This is a genomic window from Cellulomonas massiliensis JC225 (assembly GCF_000312005.1).
GTDB classification, from domain to species: domain Bacteria; phylum Actinomycetota; class Actinomycetes; order Actinomycetales; family Cellulomonadaceae; genus Cellulomonas; species Cellulomonas massiliensis.
The window spans coordinates 297,936-299,934 of the sequence record NZ_HE978588.1; the positions used below are offsets into that span (position 1 = coordinate 297,936).

A 1,999-nucleotide genomic window follows, 5' to 3' on the forward strand; every position below is an offset into this window, starting at 1 on the left:
ACGGGCCGCCTCGGTGGCGGCGCGGTCCTGGGTCGCGGTGGGTCGCTCCACGGCGGTACCTCCCCTCGCGCGGGTGACGACCACCCGCACACCGGTCCCCGGGGTCAGCAACCCCGAGGTGCTGCGTGTCGCCGCCGTGCGCTCCGGCTCCGCGGCGCCTCGCCCGCGGGGCCGGTCGCTCACCGCGACCACCCGCAGTGCCGCGGAGTACCGGTCGTCCGCCCGGGACTCGAGCAGCTGTTGCCGGTGCCGCAGCTTGTGCGGCACCAGGTAGGCGATCCACAGACCGACCAGCCCGAGGGCGATCGGGCCTGCGAGATCGTTCACGCACCGACGGTAGGCGCTCGCCCTGCGGCGCCCCCGGACCCGCGCGGCGTGTCGCCGCGCGTCGGCCCTCGTCGGCCCGCGCCGGGCTCAGGCGGAGCGGCTCGCCCGCCAGCGCGCGAGGAGCCCGTCCGGCACCTCCTCGGTGGTGAGGGCGAACGTCCGGTGGTCGCACCAGCGGCCCTGGATGTGCAGGAACCGCTCGCGGACGCCCTCGTCGCGGAAGCCCAGCTTCTCGACGACGCGCAGCGACGGTCCGTTCTCCGGCCGGATGTTGATCTCGACCCGGTGCAGGTCCAGGACGCGGAAGCAGTGGTCGGTCGCGAGCGCCACACCCGTCGGCACGATCCCGCGCCCGGCGACGTGCTGGGACACCCAGTAGCCGATCGACGCGGAGCGCAAGGACCCGTAGGTGATGGACGAGACCGTGATCTGCCCGACGAGCCCGCCCTGGTAGTCCACCGCGAACGGCAGCGTCGAGCCGCTGCGCGCCTGGTTCGACAGCGTCCGGACGAACGCGCCGAACGTCGGCCGCGGGCCGGTCGGCGCGACGGGGCTCGTCGCGTCCCACGGCTCCAGCCACGCGGCGTTCGTCGCGCGCAGCGACATCCAGGCGTCCTGGTCCCGTCGGCGCAGGGGCCGCAGCGTGACGTCGCCCTCGGTGAGCACGGCGGGCCAGCCGGTCGCCATCAGCCCTCCAGCACCAGGCAGTGCACGACCTGCCCGGCCTGCACCGCGACGTCCTGCTCGCCGACGACCGCGAGCGCGTTCGCACCCGCGAGCGAGCGCACGCCCGGCGCCCCGACGACGCCGACGGGCGTCACGCGGTAGCCGTCCTCCGGGCTGCCGAGCACCGTCGCGGGCACGAACTGGCGCAGCCCGGGCGGCGACGGCCAGCCGGCGGTCGCCCGCGCCGCGACCGACGGGCGGAACACCTCCCCCTGGCCGGCCACCTGCCGCAGCGCCGGCCGGACGAAGACCTCGAACTGCACGAGCGCCGCCACGGGGTCGCCCTGGAGCGCGAACACCGGCACGTCACGGTCGCGGCCGAGCTCGACGCCGACGACGCCGAACCCGCAGCGCTGCCCCGGCGTCATCGCCACCTGGTCGAAGCGGACGGCTCCGAGGGGGGCGAGCACGTCCTTCACGGTGTCGTGGGCCAGCTCCGAGAGCCCGCCGGTGACGAGCAGCAGGTCGGCACGGACGAGCTGGTCCTCGAACGCCTCCCGCAGGCGGCCGCGGTCGTCCGGCTGGATGCCGACCCGCACGGGCGTCGCCCCGGCGTCGCGCACGGCCGCCTCGAGCGCGTGGCCGTTCGCCTCGAACACGGCTCCGTCGGCGCGGGACGTGCCGGGCTCGACGAGCTCGTCGCCGACCGAGACGATCACGACGCGCGGCGACGGGTGGACGGGCAGCCGGCTCAGTCCGAGCGACGCGGCGAGCGCGAGCTGGCGGGCGCCGAGCCGCACGCCGGCCTCGAGCACCGTCTCCCCCGCCTGCGCCTGGGACCCGGCGGTGCGGACGTGCTCGCCTGCGAGGGCGGTGCGCTGCAGCTCGACCCGGGCGGTGCCGCGGTCGGTGTGCTCCAGCGGGACGACGGCGTCGGCGCCGAGCGGCAGCGGCGCTCCCGACGCGATGCGCACGGCCTGGCCGGGCGCGAGCCGGACCGGTCCGC

The 1,999-nt window shown here is 76.8% G+C and carries 3 protein-coding genes; all 3 read right to left on the reverse strand.

Annotated elements, in window-relative coordinates; all coding sequences use genetic code 11:
- On the reverse strand, positions 1-327 hold a 327-nt coding region (locus HGCM_RS19555), incomplete at its 3' end, for a SepX/GlpR family protein (protein WP_026075174.1).
- 87 nt (positions 328-414) lie between these two features.
- Complete coding sequence (locus tag HGCM_RS01365; protein WP_019135103.1) at positions 415-1,014, reverse strand: GNAT family N-acetyltransferase; 600 nt, start codon at positions 1,012-1,014, stop codon at positions 415-417.
- Positions 1,014-1,999: molybdopterin molybdotransferase MoeA (locus HGCM_RS16355; protein WP_081596339.1), on the reverse strand; the 986-nt coding region annotated here is incomplete at its 5' end. The genes HGCM_RS16355 and HGCM_RS01365, both read right to left, overlap by 1 nt.